The sequence below is a fragment of the Salinibacterium xinjiangense genome, assembly GCF_014645015.1.
GTDB lineage: Bacteria > Actinomycetota > Actinomycetes > Actinomycetales > Microbacteriaceae > Rhodoglobus > Rhodoglobus xinjiangensis.
Genome location: NZ_BMLC01000005.1, coordinates 32,179 through 51,711, shown reverse-complemented (window position 1 = coordinate 51,711; position 19,533 = coordinate 32,179). Strand labels below are relative to the sequence as shown.

General features: G+C 61.5%; 16 protein-coding genes. 8 read left to right on the top strand and 8 right to left on the bottom strand.

Annotated elements, in window-relative coordinates; all coding sequences use genetic code 11:
* Nucleotides 1–1,038: 1,038 nt before the first annotated feature.
* From IEW81_RS13490 to IEW81_RS13455, 7 genes are all read left to right on the top strand, one after another.
* Nucleotides 1,039–1,896, top strand: coding sequence for a LuxR C-terminal-related transcriptional regulator (locus tag IEW81_RS13490; RefSeq protein WP_179691863.1), 858 nt, complete (start codon nt 1,039–1,041; stop codon nt 1,894–1,896).
* A 31-nt stretch (nt 1,897–1,927) separates the two neighbouring features.
* A complete protein-coding gene (locus IEW81_RS13485) occupies nt 1,928–2,788 on the top strand; it encodes a class II fructose-bisphosphate aldolase (RefSeq protein WP_097061109.1) in 861 nt (286 codons plus the stop codon).
* Between the two features lies 1 nt (nt 2,789).
* Nucleotides 2,790–3,617, top strand: a complete 828-nt coding sequence (locus tag IEW81_RS13480; RefSeq protein WP_097061110.1) for an HAD-IA family hydrolase — start codon at nt 2,790–2,792, stop codon at nt 3,615–3,617.
* The gene (gene dhaL / locus IEW81_RS13475; RefSeq protein WP_097061111.1) at nt 3,614–4,258 is read left to right on the top strand and encodes a dihydroxyacetone kinase subunit DhaL; all 645 of its coding nucleotides are present in this window, start codon (nt 3,614–3,616) and stop codon (nt 4,256–4,258) included. Before IEW81_RS13480 ends, dhaL begins: the two co-directional genes overlap by 4 nt.
* Before the next feature lie 49 nt (nt 4,259–4,307).
* On the top strand, nt 4,308–5,303 hold the full coding sequence (gene dhaK, locus IEW81_RS13470) for a dihydroxyacetone kinase subunit DhaK (RefSeq protein ID WP_097061112.1): 996 nt from the start codon (nt 4,308–4,310) through the stop codon (nt 5,301–5,303).
* Nucleotides 5,304–6,090: 787 nt separating this feature from the next.
* Nucleotides 6,091–6,948: an SDR family NAD(P)-dependent oxidoreductase gene (locus tag IEW81_RS13460; protein ID WP_097061113.1), complete on the top strand. Its 858-nt coding sequence runs from the start codon at nt 6,091–6,093 to the stop codon at nt 6,946–6,948.
* A gap of 209 nt (nt 6,949–7,157) precedes the next feature.
* The gene (locus IEW81_RS13455; protein WP_097061114.1) at nt 7,158–8,849 is read left to right on the top strand and encodes a formate--tetrahydrofolate ligase; all 1,692 of its coding nucleotides are present in this window, start codon (nt 7,158–7,160) and stop codon (nt 8,847–8,849) included.
* 145 nt (nt 8,850–8,994) lie between these two features.
* Here the strand turns inward: IEW81_RS13455 and IEW81_RS13450 are convergent, their stop codons facing one another.
* The gene (locus IEW81_RS13450; RefSeq protein WP_097061115.1) at nt 8,995–10,002 is read right to left on the bottom strand and encodes an alcohol dehydrogenase catalytic domain-containing protein; all 1,008 of its coding nucleotides are present in this window, start codon (nt 10,000–10,002) and stop codon (nt 8,995–8,997) included.
* Between the two features lie 979 nt (nt 10,003–10,981).
* Entirely contained in the window at nt 10,982–12,037 is a 1,056-nt protein-coding gene (locus tag IEW81_RS13445; RefSeq protein WP_097061116.1) for a zinc-binding dehydrogenase, read from the bottom strand.
* Between the two features lie 725 nt (nt 12,038–12,762).
* Here IEW81_RS13445 and IEW81_RS14795 point away from each other — a divergent pair.
* Nucleotides 12,763–13,059, top strand: coding sequence for a helix-turn-helix domain-containing protein (locus IEW81_RS14795; RefSeq protein ID WP_097061117.1), 297 nt, complete (start codon nt 12,763–12,765; stop codon nt 13,057–13,059).
* A gap of 928 nt (nt 13,060–13,987) precedes the next feature.
* Here IEW81_RS14795 and IEW81_RS13435 read toward each other — a convergent pair.
* From IEW81_RS13435 to IEW81_RS13415, 6 genes are all read right to left on the bottom strand, one after another.
* Complete coding sequence (locus tag IEW81_RS13435) at nt 13,988–15,313, bottom strand: alpha/beta hydrolase (protein ID WP_097061119.1); 1,326 nt, start codon at nt 15,311–15,313, stop codon at nt 13,988–13,990.
* A gap of 805 nt (nt 15,314–16,118) precedes the next feature.
* Nucleotides 16,119–16,343, bottom strand: a complete 225-nt coding sequence (locus IEW81_RS13430; RefSeq protein WP_097061120.1) for a hypothetical protein — start codon at nt 16,341–16,343, stop codon at nt 16,119–16,121.
* A 1,141-nt stretch (nt 16,344–17,484) separates the two neighbouring features.
* A complete protein-coding gene (locus IEW81_RS13425) occupies nt 17,485–17,982 on the bottom strand; it encodes a GNAT family N-acetyltransferase (RefSeq protein ID WP_097061121.1) in 498 nt (165 codons plus the stop codon).
* Nucleotides 17,983–17,985: 3 nt separating this feature from the next.
* Nucleotides 17,986–18,309 carry a hypothetical protein gene (locus IEW81_RS14575; RefSeq protein WP_229671410.1) on the bottom strand — a complete coding sequence of 108 codons (324 nt, stop codon included), beginning with the start codon at nt 18,307–18,309 and terminating at the stop codon, nt 17,986–17,988.
* An 87-nt stretch (nt 18,310–18,396) separates the two neighbouring features.
* The gene (locus tag IEW81_RS14570; protein ID WP_229671409.1) at nt 18,397–18,735 is read right to left on the bottom strand and encodes a hypothetical protein; all 339 of its coding nucleotides are present in this window, start codon (nt 18,733–18,735) and stop codon (nt 18,397–18,399) included.
* Between the two features lie 163 nt (nt 18,736–18,898).
* Nucleotides 18,899–19,519, bottom strand: a complete 621-nt coding sequence (locus IEW81_RS13415) for a MerR family transcriptional regulator (protein WP_179691865.1) — start codon at nt 19,517–19,519, stop codon at nt 18,899–18,901.
* Between the last annotated feature and the right edge of the window lie 14 nt (nt 19,520–19,533).

Here is a 19,533-nt window from a genome sequence, read left to right as displayed (position 1 = left end):
GCGATTGCGGTTGAGGCGAGTATCAGCCTCGAGCGAGAACTCGTTTCTGCCGCTGAAGGGTCACCCGCGAGGCGCGGTTAATTCACGACCTTGATCGCTCGGGAATTCGAAGTGTTAGCAAAATGCGGCGTTTTAGCCCTGAACCTGAAAAACACAATGAAAAAGCCCCGAACTTCCGCAGAAATCCGGGGCACATTGTCAGGCTGACAGGATTTGAACCTGCGACCCCCTGACTCACAATCGTGGACTCTGCCAGCTACCGAACAATGCCGAAAACCCCGGAATTATGCGGGAGTTCAGGCATTTTTGGCAGAGACCGGGTCTGGTGATTACCGAGCATTTCGGGGTATTTCGGGGTCAAAGTGTTGGGTAAGTGTTGGCTGATTCGTCTCGGAGGCGAGAGTCACTTGGACCGGTCAAAATCGCCGGAGCCGGCCTGATCTCGGCAACGCAAGCTGACGCGGCACACTTCATCGGCGGCCGATACGAATCCACGCCAATGGCCGTCACCATGTTCCACGGCACCAGCGATTTTTTCGTCAAATACAGCGGCCAATCCGCCAGGCGCTGGGGACCACTCCGCGGTGGCGGGATGCTCTCAGCACCAGCGACTGCGGAGTATTTCGCGCAACGCAACGGCATTCTGACCCCGGGGCGGAACATCAGGTCTCAGCTGATGTCGTAGAAACGGTCTATGCGGACGGCATAAAACCCCAGGTGAGGCTGTTCAGCATCACCGGTAGAGGCCACACGAAACCGGGTGCACGAGGGCACCTAGTTGCGGGCCAATCGACCAGATCGATCGTCGCGGCCCAGGTATTAGCTGATCACTGGGCCCTGCCAGCGGCAATGAAAAGTGTGGTGGTTCGGGATCGGATGTGAGCTTTGACACCCAGGACGTCCCCTGCGGGAAATGTGAAGCCTGAATGTCACCTTTCCTTGATGTCTCCGTGAATACAGCCGAAACCCTCGCACCTCGGCGCGGTCTGGGACAGGATGGAAAAGGACTTCGCACCGGCGCGAGGCAGGAAGATATCGATGACTATTTCGTCGCTTGCATCAGACCCGATCCAGGGCACCGGTGCGGCTACCAACCACACCGCAGTCACCCGGATTCTCGGCAATAACGCTCGGATTGGACAGTCTCCTCAGCCAGTCAGTCAGCTTGCCACCCTGTCGCTGCTGGCGAATGATCTGGCCGGGGAGTTTGCACTCGAACCGCTTTTGCGCCGCATCCTTCGCAATGCTGTCGAGTTGCTGCACTGTCACAGTGGATCGATCTGCACGATCGACGCCACTGCGGGGCACTACCGCAAGGAAGTGGACCTCGACGTCGGATGCCGGTCAGGCGAGGTCTTCCCCCTTGACGAGGGCGTTACCGGAGCCGTCGTGCGAGCGGGCGGGCCGATTGGATTTGACCAGTATTCGCTGGTGCCCGGAGGCCACATCCAACCGAGTGACCTCCGATATTCCCGCGCGGTTATCGGCGTGCCAATTCGTCTCGGACCCGCCATCGTCGGGGCCTGTGTCGTGTTCGGGGATGCCCCCTCCCGTCGCTTTGATACCGATGACGTGCAGCTTCTCGAGCTATTTGCAATTCATGCCGCGGTTGCAATAGCGAATTCGCGCGTACTCAACGTGCCGACAGCCGCGCAGATACCGGGCCTGACAACCCGCGAACTCCAGGTGACCACATTCCTCGAGCGCGGTTGGCCCGACAAACTCATCGCGCGGGAACTCGGGATTTCAGCGAAGACAGTCGAGAAGCACGTCGGCACAATTCTTCGCAAGTCCGGCGCACGCAGCCGGGCGGAAGTTGCGGCTCGTATCATCCGAGGCGATCCGGGGGATCCAGTAGGGAAACTCCCCATAGCCGCTGTCCGAGCTGCGATCTAGGTTCGGAAGTACGCAAATTACGGAGGCCAATGTGGGTGTCGTCTCACTCAAGGAGATTGTTGATCGGGCTTTTGGCGAGCGGTACGGCGTGCCAGCAATCAACATCCTGAACGATCTCACCCTGCAATCGGTGCTCGCGGGCGCGATGGAGGCGAGATCTCCACTGATCGTTCAGACCTCGGTCAAGACCGTGAAGTCGATAGGCGCTCCGGTGCTGTTCGCGATGTGGAAAAGCATGACCGAGCACGTCGACGTTCCCGTCACTCTTCACCTCGATCACTGCCCGGATCGTGCGGTAATCACCCAATGTCTCGATCTCGGCTGGAACTCGGTGCTCTTCGATGCGTCCCAGTTGCCGGTGGAGGAAAATCTGCGGCAGACGATTGAGGTTGTGGCTGAAGCTCGCGCCCATGGCGCTCACGTCGAAGGGGAAATCGAGGCCATTACCGGAGTCGAAGACGGCCATGGTTCTGACGAGGTCGGAGCACGCCAGACCCTTGAGGTCTCGCTCGACTTCATCCGCCGAACCGGGGTGGATGTGTTCGCACCATCGATCGGTAATGCACATGGCGTGTACGCCTCCGAGCCGGTACTCGATTTCGACCGCGTGACGGCCCTGGTTGGAGCCGAACCTGTGCCGATCGCGTTACACGGGGGCAGCGGAATGACTGATGACCAGTTTCGCGACCTCATCAGCCGTGGCTGTGCGAAGGTCAATATCTCGACAGCACTCAAGATGCTCTACCTACAGTCCTCACTGTCACACACGCAGAAATCAGGGGCCGCGGGCAAGTGGGATCCGCCGACTGTCTTCGCCGCGGTGTCCAGTGATGTCAGGGAAATGACAACAGCGCTTGCAGCAACCTTTGGCAGCGCCGGGAAGGCGTGGTGAGATGCCTGCCCTGATTTTCGACTGCGATGGTGTGCTCGCAGACACCGAGCGTTTCGGGCACCTTCCCGCCTTCAACCAGACCTTCAAGGAATTCGGTATTCCGGTGGAGTGGAGCGATGCGGATTACGCCCAAAAAGTGCTGATCGGTGGGGGCAAGGAACGGATGGCGAGCGTGCTGACCGCTGACCTGGTCTCCCTGGCCAGCTTGCCAACGGATGCCGCGGGGCAGGCCGCACTCGTCGCAGAGTGGCATCGGCGCAAGACGGAAATTTACACTGGCCTCGTCGCATCCGGGGCGCTCCCGGCACGGCCGGGTATTCCGCGGATTGTGAACGAAGCGCTTGCGGCGGGCTACACCCTGGCGATCGCCTCGACCTCAGCGGAAGCATCCGTCCGGGCAGTGCTCACACACGTGGTCGGTACAACCACTGCTCAGGAATTTCGTATTTTTGCCGGCGACTCGGTCGCGGCAAAAAAGCCGGCACCGGACATTTATCTGCTCGCCCTTGATCAACTCGGCATTACTGCCGACGATGCGGTTGTCATCGAAGACAGCGCCAATGGGCTCCGGGCCGCACTCGCAGCCGGGATCTCGACTGTCGTCACGGTCAGCGGCTACACGCGTGAGGAAGATTTCGCCGGCGCATCCCTCGTTGTCACTTCCCTTGGTGAACCCGATGGCGAAGTCACCGCTGTGCTGGTTGACGCCGCCGGGGTGCATCCACAGGCCTACATCACAATTTCAGACATCGATGCAGTTCTGGCGGGAGCATCACCTGGTGCCTTCGAACCGGAACGCTCCGATGGACACGAGAGGAAACAGCTATGAGCAGCAGTCTTGACACGACCGAATTCGTCGTCCGCACGATCGCGACGACCTGCGTCGAGAATGAGAAATATTTCGGAGATCTCGACTCGGTCGTCGGCGATGGGGATTTCGGATTTTCCCTTGCCCGCGGTTTCGAGCAGGTGCTTGCGAACTGGGACCAGTTCGACCGTGAAGATTCGGGCACGTTCCTGTTGAAGGTGGCCATCGAAATCACGAGTCGAATCGGGGGCACGTCCGGGCCGATCTGGGGAACCGCCTTCTTGCGGGCGGGGACTCAGCTCAAGGGCATGGAAAACGTGGCGGTCGGCGATGTCGTTACCGCACTGCGCTCGAGTATCGAAGGCATCAAGAAACGGGGAAACTCGGATATCGGTGACAAGACGCTGCTCGACGCACTCGCGCCTGCCGTAGACGCCCTGGAGCGGGCGCACGATGCCGGCGAGTCCGTGGAGGATTCTGTGCGGGCAATGGCGACGGCGGCTCGCGCCGCTGCCGAACATACGAGCACAATGCAGGCGAGGCGCGGGCGGGCCAGCTACAGCGGCGAACGCAGTATCGGGTCTGCAGATGCAGGAGCGCTCGCCGTCGCAGTATTGGCCGAACGGCTTGCAGAAACCTGGAGTAGCCGCCAACCCGTGTGAGGCACCCCTCAAGATTTTCCATCTCACCACCCGCCAATTGGAGAAGTCAATGAAAAAGTTCATCAACGACCCGCAGCAATTCGTTCCCGAGATGTTGAAAGGTATTGCACTCGCAAACCCGGCAACCCTTGTCTACGTTCCGAAGTACAACCTCATCCACCGCATCGATTCGCCTCGGGACGACAAGGTGACAATCATCCAGGGGTCGGGCTCCGGCCACGAGCCGGCCCATGTGATGACCGTGGGTAAGGGAATGCTCGACGCAGCCTGCCCTGGTGACATCTTTGCCGCACCGCCGATGGACTACGTCTACGAGACGACGAAGTTGCTGGCCTCCCCCAAGGGCGTTTTGCTGCTGGTGAACAACTACACCGGCGACCGGATGGCGTTCGATATGGCCCAGGAAATGAGTGAAGCCGACGGCGTGAAGGTGAAAACGCTGTTCATCAATGACGATGTGTCGGTCGAGGACTCCACCTACACGGTTGGACGCCGCGGGGTGGCCGGAAACTTCTTCGTGATGAAAGCCGTCGGCGCAGCCGCTGAAACCGGAGCGGACCTCGACGAGTTGGTCCGGATCGGCGAAAAAGTCAACTCTGTCACCCGCACGATGGGCATCGCTCTGACCGCATGCACACCCCCGTCCAAGGGTTCGCCGCTGTTCGAACTGGCCGACGACGAGATCGAGATCGGGGTGGGAATCCACGGAGAACCCGGACGACGACGGGCCAAGTGGATGCCGGCCAACGAGATCATCGATGAGCTGCTGGGAGCTGTCGTTCCTGACCTTCCTTTCGCCAGCGGCGACCGGGTGGCGCTGATGATTAACGGTCTCGGAGGAACCCCCACCAGTGAGCTGTATATCCTGTACGGAATCGCCCACGAAAAGCTCGCAGCCCAGGGAATCACAGTGGGGCGAAGCTATGTCGGTGAGTACTGCACGTCTCTCGATATGGCGGGTGCCTCGCTCACGCTGGTTCGGCTGGATGACGAGATCGAACGACTGCTCGAGGCTCCAGCCGAGGTGGCTGTGCGCATCTTCTAGAGAAGAGTCCGATTACGCCGCCGACGGTGTTTAGCGCCCTCTGTGCGTCTCGAGCCGGGCCGTCACCACGCCGGTAATGCACCGGGCCAACCGATGCGACGGATGCTCGATGACGCGGTGGAATCTCCACGCCGCACGCAAAACGCGCGGCAGCGTGAGGAGGTAGCTTTCCCGTTGGGTCGGTCGTGCTTCACGAGGGTGTTCGGTTCCCGCTTGGTATGGCCTCAGCCGGGCTGGCAATCCTCTACTTTCTCTCCCTCGCCCAGGCCGAGGCCTATCTGGCATGGGATCTGTTGGAGGCTGAGTGGGGCGCATCGCATGCGATTCCCGTCTTGCGACAGCGCATCGCCCGAGACGCGGCAACACGGCTACGCGGTCAACCCGGGCCTCATTGTGGAAGGCGGCTGGGGTATGGGAGCAGCAATGTTCGACGAGTACGGCCGCCCCGCATGGGCGCTCAGCCTCACCGGGATCGAGTCACGCTGCAGCACTTCACGCAGGCCAGAACTGAGCAGGCTGCTGCTGGAACAGGCACACGTGATCACCAAAAAACTAAGAAATCGATCGACCGTCGGACGACGGTGATGTGATTCGGGTTGCCCGGTCACGCTCGTGAGGTGAGCGCAGGTTCCGGTGCGCAGCCGCGCCGGCCACATCGGCGGGCTGCGGGACAGCTGCGGAATTTCTGTCGGTGTGCCCGGTTGTCTTCAATCAGCGTCCGTGGCGACGGCCCGGAACTTCGGGCCGCTTCCATCCTGCCGAAATCAACGGAAAGAAGCGTGCTCCAATGCATTCAACGACTCCCGATCTCACCGCTACGAATCTCACGGCCCTTGATCTCACCAACCGCCGCGGGATCATCACGGGCGCAGGGCAGGGCATTGGCCGGGCACTCGCGCTTGAATTCGGTCGGCGCGGGGGTCACTTGCTGCTCGTCGGGCGACAGCAGACCACGCTCACGGAAACGGCCGGGCTCGTGACCTCTGCTGGCGGAACATCCGAAATTCTGGTCGAAGACCTCACTCAGCCCGGTGCAGCCGAGCGGATTGTGCAGGCGGTCGCATCCTGGGACACGATTGATCTGCTGGTAAACAACGCCGGCAATGTTCGCGCGGGGCGGCTCGAATTGACCAGCGATGCGGATGTCCACTCCATGATCACTTTGAACCTCACTGCCCCGATTCTGCTCACCAAGGCCCTGCTTCCCGCTCTTCGTCAGAGCGGAACTGGCCGAGGGAGCATCCTTCTGAACATTGCCAGCGGGATTGCGCTGGTCGGTATGCCGTTCTACTCCGTCTATGCGGCCACGAAGTCAGGCCTTGCCCGGTTCGGCGAATCTCTTCGCCGTGAGTTGATTGGCACTGGCGTGCATGTCGCGACGGTCTACCCCGGTGCCACCGAGACGGCGATGATGACCTCGCAGAACGCCGGTGCCGATCTCGGGTGGGAACGTCGATCGCTGGGCGACGTCATCACCGACCTGATAGCTGCTCTGGAAGCTGGAGAGCACGAAATAAACACCGCACCGGGCGATCGCCGGCAGATGCAGCAGCTCAACATCACCGATCCGATGGCGGTGGATGCTGCCCTCGCACCCGGTCTCGAAGCCCTCGAGTTGGCCGTGCGCGACCACCGCAGCATCTGAGCAACAGGTACCGCCCGGCGCATCACAGGGATCAGACACCGCACCGATCAGCTGAGCCGCGTCGCTGCGCTCAACCCGATCGAGTTTGAGAGAATAGTGGTGGCGCTTACAGCCGCGTGAAACCACCACCCCACCGAGTCAGCTGCGCTGCAGGCGGTTAAAACTCAGGAGGCATCATTCTCAAGCCATCTCGACCAAGCGGCGCGGCCATGCCCTCGGATCTCGCTATTTCCCGTGCTGCGACCCGTCGTCCGCTGACAGAGGTGGCAGCCGACATGGGCATCGGTGCACACCTGCTTGAACCCTACGGAAACGCGGCAGCGAAGATCTCCCTCGGCGCGATTGATGAGCTGCGTGATCGTCCCCGGGCCAAGTATGTCGTCGTCAGCGCAATCACGCCCACACCACTTGGGTCAGGTAAGACGACCACCGCGATCGGGCTCGGCCAGGGCTTTCGGCAGATCGACAAGCTCGGGATCGTCGCCATCCGGCAGCCGTCGATGGGACCGGTGTTCGGTATCAAGGGTGGCGCCGCTGGTGGTGGCTACGCCCAGGTGGTGCCGATGGAGGCACTCAACCTGCACCTGACCGGCGACATGCACGCCGTGACCGCGGCCCACAACCTTCTGTCGGCGATGATCGGTAACCATATCCACAAGGGAAACCGTCTCGGGTTGGATCCCCATCAGATCACCTGGCGGCGTGTCCTCGACGTCAACGACCGCGAACTGCGCAACATCATCACCGGGCTCGGCACTCCTGATGACGGCAATCCGCTGCAGACCGGTTTCGACATCTCCGCAGCCAGCGAGGTGATGGCGCTGTTGTCGCTGTGCACATCACTGCGTGATCTCCGCGAGCGGATGGGAAGAATCGTCGTCGGCTACAACGGCGATGGCGATCCGGTGACGGCCGAGACGCTCAAGGTGGCCGGCGCCATGACGGTGATGCTGAAGGATGCCATCAAGCCGAACCTGATGCAGACCGTGGAGCAGACGCCAGTTCTCGTGCACGCGGGTCCGTTCGGCAACATCGCCACCGGTAACTCCTCCGTCGTCGCCGACCTGATCGGCATCCATGCGGGTGACTACCTCATCACCGAGGCGGGGTTCGGTGCAGATATCGGCGCGGAAAAGTTCTTCAACATCAAGTGCCGCGCGTCCGGGCTGACACCGGATGCTGCCGTCATCGTCGCGACGGTGCGTGACCTGAAAACCCACTCGAGCAAGTACCGGGTGGTCGCCGGTCGACCGCTGCCAGCGGAGATGCTGGCCGAGAACCCCGATGACATCTTCGCCGGGGCGGCGAACCTCCGCCAGCAGATCGCCAACATCCGCAAGCACGGAGTCACACCGGTCATTGCCGTGAATGCGTTTCCCACCGACCATGACAGTGAGCACCGGGCGATCATGGACATCGCGGCGGAGGAGGGTGTACGAGTGGCCATCAGTCACCACTTCACCGAGGGCGGTCGCGGTGCGGCCGAACTGGCCGAGGCTGTAGCCGAGGCCTGCACTGAGCCGTCGAGCTACCACCGGCTCTATCCCGACGAGCTTTCCCTGGTCGACAAGATCGATCTGATCGCGCGCGAGATGTACGGCGCCGACGGGGTAGACATCTCACCGCTAGCCGCGCGGCAACTCGACAGATACGAGCAGGCGGGCTTCGGCAACCTGCCGGTATGCATCGCCAAGACACACCTGTCCCTGTCGGCCGACCCCAGCATCAAGGGAGCACCGACCGGGTGGCGACTGCCGGTGCGTGAGGTACGTGCGTCAATCGGGGCCGGATTCATCTACCCCATCTGTGGCGACATGCGCACCATGCCCGGTCTCTCGTCTGCACCAGCGGCCGAACACATCGATATCGATGAGAACGGCGAGATCGTCGGGTTGTCCTGATAGGCAGATGCTGTCAGGCAGATGCCCGTTTGGACGATCGGTGACGTCGTGCGGGGTGCCCGGATACGGCTGTGATGCCGCGCGTTCACTCAGCCGTGCGAGATGCCCATGCTGTTTTCGGCCACCTGACGGGGCTGGGTGAAAATCAGTTCTCGAGCACGGCGCGCGAGCGCAACTCTCCGCTGGTGAGCTTCTGAAGGACCTCGGCTGCGTCGGCCATCGGGAAGCGGTCGACCACGGTGCGGATCTTCCCGTCCGCGGCGAGACGCAGCACCTCGTTCATCTGCGCGCGGTTGCCGAGGATCGTACCGATCACAGTCTGACTCTTGTTGAAAGGGAACCCCTCGAACGTCAGGGGAACACCAGTGACGAGAGTGCCGCCCCACTTGAGCGCCCGGAGCGCGCCGGCGTTCACCACGTCGGAGGGCGCGAAGGTGAGCACCGCGTCGAGAGAGTCTTCCAGGTATTCACCCGGGTCGACCTTCGTCGAGTCCACCACCTCCGTTGCACCGAGCTCTTTCGCTACCTCGAGGTGACCAGCGCTGCGACCCACTGCGATGACATCGGCTCCGGTGAGTACCGCAAACTGCAGGGCCATATGGCCAACGCCACCGATGCCGAACACTCCGACACGCTTTCCGGGCCCGAGGTCGAGCTTTGAAACGGCGCTGAACGCGGTGATTCCCGGGCAGAACAGCGGAGCGGCATCAACCAGGTCGATGGACTCAGGCACGTGATAGCTGTGCGCCGCATACGAGAGCATGAACTCCGCGTACGCGCCGTTTACGTGCTCACCCGTGATCTTGCGCTCATGGCAGAGTTCCTCGCGGCCGGAGAGGCAGAACTCGCACTCCTCGCACGTCCACCACAGCGGCTGCACACCAACCCGATCACCGATCTGGAATGTCGTCACGCCCGCACCAATCGCGGCTACCGTGCCGGTCGCCTCGTGCCCGGGGATGATCGGGCTGATGGCAGGCACTCCCCCATCAATCCAATCGCCCTCGATCATGTGCAGATTCGAGCGGCACACCCCGCACGCCGCTATTTTGATCAGCAGCTGCCCTGGGCCGGGCTCGGGGGTGGCGATCTCGCGCCAGTTGAGTGGATGTTCAGACAGCGGGGAAGGAGCGTCTAGCTCAATGGCGAACACAATGCCAATTTTATCAGGGTCACCAGCCCTCCAGAATCCCCTGCCCGTCTTCCTGCCGCGAGCGCCGTGCGAACCGGTTTGCGGATCATTCGCACGGGGTAAGGCGCGGCGACATGTTTCTGCAGAAATACTGCTAGCTGCTCGTGATTCTGCAGTGTTGCGGCAGGCGGAGTCGACGGATTCCGCCTGCCTCCTGTCCCGTCAGCCCGGCTGCAACACCGCCCGAGAGGGTAAAACTCACCGCACACCGAACGATGTGATGCACACCGACCCGGGCGCGCCCAGCAGTCAACGAGCAGATCGTGTCGAAGGGCGATGCAGCTGCCTCCCCGGGACCGATTCTGGTCCAGAAAACACGAAACGCGCCCGAAATCTCTCCGGAGCGTTTCTCTTTCAGGCAGTTCTTTGAACAGCCCCATTGTCGGGCTGACAGGATTTGAACCTGTGACCCCCTGTCTTCGAATCGACGGGTCCGTCAAGCACCGAGTAGTGCCGAGAACCCCGGAATCATGCGGAAGTAAAGGCGTCTGGGAAAGACACCAGGTCTGACGATTACCGAACATTCCGGGGCAATTCCGGGTCAAAGTGTTGGGTAAGTGTTGGCTGAATCACTCCGCGCAGATACTTCTGTCGGCGGGCAACTTCCGCGTTCTCGACCGTTATGACTCCGAGAAGCTCACCCCGATTCGCCTGGTCCTGACGGGTCTGGTCACGAAGGCACGACTGACTGATCCCGACCTCAGCGGCAGTGGTGGTGACAGAGGTCTGCTGTCCCTGCCCAGCGCGACCGCGCTAGCTGCGACTCGGCAGAGCACGGTATCAACATGTTTCACAGCCTCCCAGCAAGGCCCGAAACTCCACACCCACCGAAGAAACTAAATCGTGGGGCACGTCAGAGGACAACCGCGCGAGCGGCGGGACAGATCCCGCGCACTTCGGGGCAGACCCCGCCGGACGCTGGGCCGGATCGGGAAGGGACCTATGCGTTGAGAAGAACCTTGAGGGCTTTTGTTTCGGCGGCACGCCCAAACACGTCGTAGGCCTCGATAATGTCTCCGAGTTCGAAGGTGTGGCTGACGAAGTTCTCGGCCACGATCTTTTTCTGCGCAACGAGCTTGAGGAGAATATCGAGTGTGTCGGTGTTGACGAGACCCATGCTGATATTGATGTTCGAGATCCACAAGTCCTGCAACGGGAAATCGACCGACTTGCTGTGCACTCCGACGTTTGCCACGGCGCCAGCGGGACGCACGATGTCGAGACACATCGTGAAAGTCTGCGGAATACCGACGGCCTCTATCGCGACGTCGACCCCGAGCCCGTCGGTCATCGCAAGTACCTGCTTCTTCCAGTCAGCATCACTCGAGACGACCGTGTCGGTGGCGCCGAATTTTCTGGCCTCCTCCACTCGATTGGCGTCGAGATCGATCGCAATAATCCGCGAGGGGCCATAGAGACCCGCGGTGGCAATCGCCGCGAGTCCGACCGGACCCGCACCGACGACAGCGACGACATCGCCAGCCTTGACCCTGCCGTACTTCACACCAATCTCGTGCCCAGTCGGCAGGATGTCCGAGAGCACAGTTCCCTGCTGGGGGGTGACATTCTCGGGCAGCAGGTAGACCGACGTCTCCGCGAAGGGCACCCGCACGAATTCGGCCTGCGTCCCGTCGATGAGATGGCCCAAAATCCAGCCGATGCCGGATGCCCCCTCGTCGGCAAGACAGTGCGAATAGACCCCTAGCTTGCAGTAGCTGCAGTGTCCGCAGGCGGAGACGCAGGAAAGGATGACCTGGTCGCCCAACTTGAGGCTCGTGACGGCGGCCCCGAGCTCAGTGACCGTGCCCACGCCCTCGTGGCCGAGGATCCTTCCCACCTCGACAGTGGGAACGTGGCCTTTGAGGATGTGCAGGTCGGTGCCGCAGATCGTCGTTGTGTCGATCTTCACGATGATGTCGGTCGGTTGCAGGATCGCCGGGTTGGGCACCTCTTCCCACGACTTCTGGCCTGGACCTTTATAAACGAGTGCCTTCATGGAGTTCCTCTCGAAGAGATGAGCATAATTACACGTTCTCGACTATATGCCCGGCGCGATCGACGTGGGTAGCGTCAGGCTCTGACTCCTCTTGCTTCTGACCACGGCGCGTGAACCAAAGAATGCTCCTAAGACCGTCCCCGACCCCCGGCCGCTTTTTCTGGTGAATAGGGTCGGTCGAGCGTCGTTTCACCCTGCGGCGCGCGAGCAACCGTCCTCGTTGAGGTGCACCATTTCAGTCCGACGCGTGCAGCGGTGTTGCGTTATCAGAACGTCTGGTCCTCGAAAGACGGATGTTCATCGCGCACCCCAGGTGTTGCGATGACCCCTTGAGACCAAGCGTGGGATACGAGGCGTCTCATGAGCTTAATCTTCAGTCGCACAAATAGCGTTTTCGAGCACGCGACGGCAAATCGTGGCGCCAGCCTCGTCTCGAGCCTGCGGTATTCGGCGACCGTGACTGGTCGGCCATGTGGAGTCCAAAGCGTTCTGAGTGCCCGTCATACGATCGAGTAGCGGATAGTTGCTGAGGCGTCGCAGCCGTTCGCTTTTTGTGCTGCGATGATTGAGCGGAAAAGCTGGATGCAGCAGTCCGTTCGAGATTGCTGAGGGTTTCGGTGACCTGAGGCGACCTGACCTACAGATTCGCATCCTCCCGTTTGCGCCGAGGTTCTCGTCTCTGATGGTGAAGCCTCGGGTCGACCCGTGTCCTTTACGCTCTGATTATGCCCCGTCCGAAGAAGCTGTCCCCTCGCGAGCGTGTGCCGAACTGGCCAGAGACTCCGACCGACGATGCGGTAGCGGAGGTTGCACGCCGATTTGCGTTGAATCTCCGGTCGGAACTTCAGGGCCTGAGCCTCCGGGAGGCGGCGGCTCGCTGCGGGGTCGATCACTCCACGATTTTTTCGATCGTCGACGGACGGTCCTGGCCGGAGTTGGAAACGATCGCCAAGCTCGAAATCGGCCTGGCTGTAGCGCTGTGGCCGGCACATATGCGGTCCGCTCAGGCCGACGCAACCTAATCCGGCCGACGCCGCTACAGACGCGACTCCCCCAAGCGCGTTAGTGCCCGGCACAGGCATCTCTGCTCGACAATCTCCTTGCCCTCCTCCCGGGTCGTTCTGGGGTTGAGCCGCATTCCGATTTCCAGGGTAATCCGCCAAGGAACGGAAACATCGAAGTTGCCTTTTGCTGGCCATCCGGGCCGTACCTCACAGCCGGAATAGTTGTGGTGATTGCGCAGATCATCTCGGTTCGCGTCCCCACGAGAATTGATTTCCCTGCGACCGAGATACAGCCAGACGCGGTCGAGTCCCTCGAAGCTCTCGCCGACGATGAGCCGAAACCCCGCCTCGGCTGTGAGCACTCGAGCAGCCGACGTCATCCACCGGTCGGAATGCGGCCCCGACGCCATTGCGTGAACAACCCCGTCCCATTCCCAAACAGTGGCGATTACGAGTCCAAATGCTTCTGCCACGACGTTGTCTCGTCCTACGATTCATCGGTCATAACATCGTGAACCGTACTCTCCGGATCGAGACATCCAAAGACGTCCGCCAAAGACCGGATCCTCAGCAACTGCCCCCTTTACCGCCGCGTTGATAGCCTGCCCTCGATACGCCGCGGCCAGGCCGGGATTGGGCGCTGCGCGTTCCGCGTGCGCCATGGATATTTCTATGACGCTGTTCGTAATGGTTAGACACCTGTTGATCCACTATCGCCTGCACTCTCAGGCGGTGCTCGTCGCTCCGATGTCGCAATGGCGTCAGGACGTCGGATTGTCACGCTTGAGATTTCGATCCAGACCCAATGCTGAATCCCACTCCGATGCTTGTCACTCGCTGACCAGGGCCAATGTTGAACCCGGGCCGTCCCATGTGACATTTTTGCGCGCGGGGCGGGCGCGGAGGAATGGTGCAACAAGGGTGCCAACAGGCAGTTGGTATCGGGTCAACCGGTTGCTGGTGCGAGCCCAAGCCGTGGGTAGAGCACGACGAAGGCCTCGTCGAGGCCGTCGGTGAGCGCGGGAAGGACGTGCCCGCCGTCGGGCGATTCCCAATAGGTGACCGTCATGCCGGCGGCCGTCGCTGCGGCCGCCATCCGCTGCTGTCCGGGGATGAATCCTGTGTCGTTGGACCCGACGGTGAAGACGGCGACCGTGTCGATGAATTTCCTCGCGGCGAGCAGGTTGAGGGGTTTGATCGCGTCGTAGGCGGCCTGGTCCCCGAGGAAGACGTCGGCGAGTGTCGCCTCTTCGCTCTCTGATCCAGCGAATTCCTCGCCGGAGATGTCGACGACGTTAGAGAACAAGTCGGGGTGCTTGGCTGCGAAAGAAATGGCGCACTGTCCGCCGTTGGAATACCCGGCAATGGTCCAATACCTCGGGTCCTTGATGATGTTCAGGTTCGACACTGCCCAGTTCACGACGTCCTGGGTGATGAACGTTTCAGCCTTGCCGTAATTCGGAGTGTCCAGGCACAGCGGGTCGCTGGCCGGGTCGCCGAGTTGGTCGGCGACGATGACGATCGGTGCGAGACCATCGTGGGCGGCGGCATCCCGGTCGAGGGTCGCGGCGATGAACGACGGATCGGGGTTACCCGGCTGCCCCATGAGGAGGATGACCAGCGGCAACGCAGGCGCATTGGCAACGAATGCCGCGGGCGGCAGATAGATCCCAGCCGGCCGTGAGGTGAATCCCGAAACCGTGTTCGGGATCACTTGGCTGCCGGTCGTGCCCTGCGCGGGGAGATCGGCCGGAGCTACCCAGCTCTGGTAGAGCGGGCCGGTCTTTGGGGGCGCACTCGGGCCTGTCTCCGGGGGCGTACTCGTGGCCGGTAGCGAGACCGCCGCTGCCATCGTCACACCGAAAAGCGAGCCCAGCGTGCGGTTCAGCCCGAAGCTCGCATTGATCGCTAATGTCCCAGACACCAGAAAAAGCAGCACGGATGCTACAGCCACGATTTTACGACGCCGGCGCGAACGCCACAGATTTGCCAACGCCAGGGCTATCGCCGAACACGTTGCGGCAAACCAGAGGAAGCTCACCAAACCAGGCGACATCCCGAAAGCATCGACGACCGTCACGACCACGAACCAGGTCATGCCAGCGACCCCGACCCCAGCGGCAACGGCGATCACGACCGTCACAATCCAGACCCTGGTCGGGGCGCGCACGAGAAGGTAGAGCAGCTGGACGGTCGCAAGACCCAGCACGACGTACAGCAATGGGCCGGTGACGATGTCGATGCGGAGCAGCGAGGTGCCGATGTCGTTCATGAGTGTCCCGTCTGCACGGTCGTGTACGAGCGCTGCTTGCGGACGAATGCTCCGGTGAAGCTCGTTCGCCCGAACTCTACTGCCTTCGGCTTTCCGCGCGAGCAGCGTAGACGACTCTGGCAGGAAGCAGCCGCTCTTCATTCAGGAAGCAGGTCATCGGCTCCAGCCTGGTGAGCATGCTGGTGCCGCGACAGCAGCCCCTTTTGTTCGCACTTTTCTCCGCGCTTCTTCGTGACTTTCATTCGCCCGGGAATTCAAAGTGTTGGGTGAGTGCTGGATGTATAGCGTGACCCTCAAAAACGCAACGAAAAGCCCCGAACTTCCGCAGAAATCCGGGGCACATTGTCGGGCTGACAGGATTTGAACCTGCGACCCCCTGACGCAGAATCGGAGACTCTGCCAGCTACCGAACGATGCCGAAAACCTAGGAATTGCGCGGGATCTGAGCCATTTCGGGGAGACGTCAGGTCTGATGATTACCGAGCATTTCGGGCCGATTCCGAGTCAAAGTGTTGGGTATGTGTTGGCTGATTCGAGCAAGCTCGCCTTGCGTTGGAGAACACCCACGCTCCAGGCGAGCACGACGGAAATCATCCGCTGCGAATTCTCAAGCGCGATCGGATCGTCCCGGACGATCAATCGAAGAAATCGATCCGAGTCCCCCCCACCACGAACAGCACCTCCCTTAGTAGCCACAATTCGGACAAGCAGTAGTGATTATCGTGCGAAGAACACAATCGGCCCGGTCAAAATAGAGCTGAGCGTATCGGCGCTCCATCATGGATCAGGATGTCCAGTATGGGCATCATCCGTTTTCCAAGTCCTTGAGCAGCCGAGCTTCATCACGGTCGTCCAGTTCAACTGCGGTCTTGAACATAGCGCGCGCTTCAGACTTCCGACCAAGTTCAACGAGCAACTGGGCATAGTTGCATGTGGCGTACGCATCGCCCAGAGCAGCGGCGACATTAGGGTGTTGTTCTGCAGCGACCAACTCGCCGTCTTCCCACAAGAGATTCCCTAGCGGCACCATGCTGGCCACCTCCCCGTGAGCGGATCCCGTCTCCAATGTCTGTCGAGCCTCGGCCCACCGCCTCGATGAAGCAGGAGGACTGCCAAATCAGCCCGTGCGGCTGGATAAACATCCGCTCCTTTGCGCAGTAGTGACTCGACGTCGCGAGCGCCGTCACTCCACCGCCAATGTCCGAGAGTTCCCGCGACAAGAGTCCCAACCAAGCCAGGCTGCCCGAGTACGCTCACGAGGACTTCATCGGCTGCAATATCTTGATGCTCGTCCTTCAATATCCATGCGTGAGAAATAACCGACTTGACATAGTTTTGTTCGAAAAGCAGTCGGTACACCCTCGCCGCCTCTTCAGTTTCCCCGCAATCCTCGAGAGTGGTCGCGAGGTTGTAAGCCGCATCCAGGTCTCCTCCCATCCACGCCGAACCGGTATGAATCCATTGCACGCTGAATCTCCCCGAGAGCTCTGTAGCTATTTCCAAGATTGAGCCCGGCTCCAACCTCTCCCCACTCGATAGCGCGCTCGAAGTGCGTAATTGCAATCGGGTCTCCGGCGCGGTTTGGTGTCACCTGAGTTGGCTAGATCGACAGCAGACCTGAGCGGTGTTATCGATTGTTATAAAAGTCACCGCTGACGGCCGAAGACAACTCGGAACCAGAAAAAATCCATTCCTTCACGAATTCGATTCGGGCCCTTTATGCGGTGGGCCGGCCGACCATCGAGTGGAGGTTGTTGAGGTCGTTGAGGTCGTTGAGGTCGTTGAGGTGATTTTGTCTCAAGAGCTTGTCCTCTTGGGAAGACATCAAAGATTTCAACTTCACCTGCCTCATCGTTCGGTGCCCCGGATCTCTCCGGAGGCACGTTCCGGATTCACCGACTGATTGCGCCCGTACGGGTAATCGAGACAGACGTCAGGAGGATCTGGTTCATGGCGAACGTCTTACGTTCGACGCTGAGTTCCACGCCGAGGTTGTGGAGTTGGTGATTTCATCGGGCCGGCCGATCGCTCACGTCGTCCCGAGATCGGCATCGGTGACCCACAGCATCCTCGTCCAGGTGGATTCCACCACCGAAGACTCGCGAGTCGTGGTCGGATCCCGCTAGCCGACTTTGACGAACGCCACCGACTGTCGTCGGGGGCGTCCGGCGTCAGGGGGCGCGTAGCTCAAGCCGCAGGAACGCGAGGTCCAGAAATCGGCCGAACTTGAATCCGACCTCCGCGATCACCACCGGCTCGCCGAATCCCAGGGACCTGTGCAGCGCGATCGACCCTGTGTTACCCACCTCGATGGCAGCGATCATGACGTGGATGCCCCGCTCCCCGGCGAGGCGGATCAGCTCGGTCATCAGTTCCCGTGCGATGCCGCGCCGCTGGAAGCCCTCCGCCACGTACACGGAGTTCTCGACGGTGAACCGGAACCCCGTCTTGTCCCGCCACGGCCCGTAGGCCGCGTACCCGGCAAGCGCTCCATCGACCTCGGCGACGATGACCGGTTGTCGCGCCTCCCGCCGCGCTTCGAGCCACAATTCTCGGTCGGCGCGTTCGACCTCGACGTCCGTCCAGATCCCGGTCGTCTCGCGGATGGCGTGGTTGTGGATGACGAGGATCGCGTCGAGGTCGGAATCGATCGCCGGGCGAATCTGCATGCCTCAATGATCCCGGACTAGTTCTCGCTCCGGCGCCATGATGGCGGTGACAGCCGCGATCACAGTGGCCACGGCGACAGCCGCTCCGGCAGCGAGGATCGGTCCGGCGGGGCTCACGATCGACTGGCCCGCCAGCTCCTGCCAGGTCAGGATGGAAAGGGTGGCCACGTAGGTGACGACGGCCACGCGCACCAGCCGCAGGCGCACCTGCGGGAAGGCGAGGCATGGCATCCGCTGCGACAGGAACTCGAGGACGATCACGAGGATCGGCAGCACCCGGAGGGCATGCATGCCGATGAAATGCGGAATGCGCAGATCGCCGGCCACAGGGCCGCAACCAAGCAAGAAGAGACCGGGACCACCGTCGGCGACACCAACGGCGCGGGCACGGGCGATGCCCTGGAAGTCGTCGAGCTACTGGGCAATCGGGGTCGTCATCAGGAATGCGAGCCCCATGCCGACGATCGCGATGACGACGCCGCTTCTGATGGCGAGAGTGCGGGCGGGATCTCCGAGCGGGTTCCTGAACAGCGCCGTCCCCACGATCAGCGTCATCCTCCAGACAACGACGATGGAGAAGGCCATCACAGACCAGAGGAACGTGTGAAACGGGGACGAGACGTTGAAGTGGCTCGTCTCCCCCAGGATCGCAGCTCCGACGATGATGACCATCTCGATAGCCAGGCCGACGACGCTGATCGAACCGGCCATGGGTGCCAGGCGGCGCATCCTGTGAGCTGGCCGATAAGCCACGACAGAGTTACCGCGTAGATAGCGATGGACAGCACGAACTTCAGAGGCTTTACCCAGACCGGAGCGCCCAGCACCTCACGAGGGTCGACGACGACGCCGACAATCGCCACCACAGCGAGGCCACCCATCAGGGCTACGAGCCACAATAGGGGCCGATGCGCGGTCATGACTGGTACCCGGAATAAAGGCGGCGAGCTGCATCCTCCTGTGCCGTTCGGCGCAGGCCAGCGAAAAGCACGTCACCCAGCACCGTTCCCACCACGACGGTCTCCGACATACGTGCGCGACTCGGCTGCAGCGCGACGGTGGCGAGGTCGGTGTCCGCGACGATGGCTGCGGCCCGCGAGTACTCGGGGAGACCGCTCAGGAACTCCCCGTGATCGAGCTCAAGATAGGAATCGACGACCCGAGCGGCCATCCCCCGTCCCGAATTGTCGTGAGAGACCATCCAGCCCAGGTCCTTTGTGATCTGGTCGACCTTGGTCACTCCCCGGCTGGGAAGCTCTGGCAGGTCGATGGAGCCGGGGATGGCACGCTGGGCCGCCCCCATCGACCAGTCGAGGGGGATGTCAGCTTCGGCAGCGGCCAGTACATTCCGTACGGCCGCCACAGACAGCCCGCCCACGTCGATCAGTGCGCGCACCAGGCGCAGCCTGTCGATGTGGTTCCCGTCGTACCGCGCCTGGTTGGGGCTGGATCGCTCAGGATCCGGCAGCAGTTCCTCACGCTGGTAGGCCTTGATTGATGCGGCGCTCACCCCACTGCGCTCACTCAATTCGGACATCTTCATAGTCGATA